The sequence below is a fragment of the Seonamhaeicola marinus genome (assembly GCF_008085455.1).
In genome coordinates, this window is sequence record NZ_VSDQ01000900.1 from 1 (window position 1) to 432 (window position 432).

General features: G+C 27.8%; 2 protein-coding genes. One reads left to right on the plus strand and one right to left on the minus strand.

Translation table 11 applies throughout. From position 1 onward, the window contains the following. On the plus strand, positions 1-137 hold a 137-nt coding region (locus FUA24_RS24710), incomplete at its 5' end, for an RlmF-related methyltransferase (protein WP_148546092.1). Positions 138-148: 11 nt separating this feature from the next. On the opposite strand, the gene FUA24_RS24715 is transcribed toward FUA24_RS24710, so the two are convergent. After that, positions 149-432, minus strand: a 284-nt coding sequence (locus FUA24_RS24715) for a DUF2490 domain-containing protein (protein ID WP_148546094.1), incomplete at its 5' end; no start/stop codon positions are given.

Here is a 432-nt window from a genome sequence, read left to right on the forward strand (position 1 = left end):
CGTTAGTATCAAAAAAAGATTTAATAAGAGGTTTAAAAGTGTCATTAAAGAAATTAGGAGCAACATCAATAAAGGTTATAAACATGGAAACAGGCAATAAAACAGTACGCTTTATTGCCTGGTCTTTCCAAGAATAAACTAAATCTAACTAAATGTTTTTCTTTCTTAAATCTAATTTGTAAAAAAATCCAAGTTGTAATCTGTGTAGGTCTAATCCTTTAATTTTTCGGTTTAAATAGCCTACCTGTATGTTTGCACTTTTAAATACGTTAATGCCTAAAGCGCCATAAGCTCTATTTTCTGTAAAGGCATCATTTTTTTCAGTTTGAATAGTCCAAATAAATTCATTATTCAACCGTATAAAAAAAGTGTTATTTAATTTAATTTTTGAACCTAACCTATAACGCATACGGTTATGAAAAACATTATCTT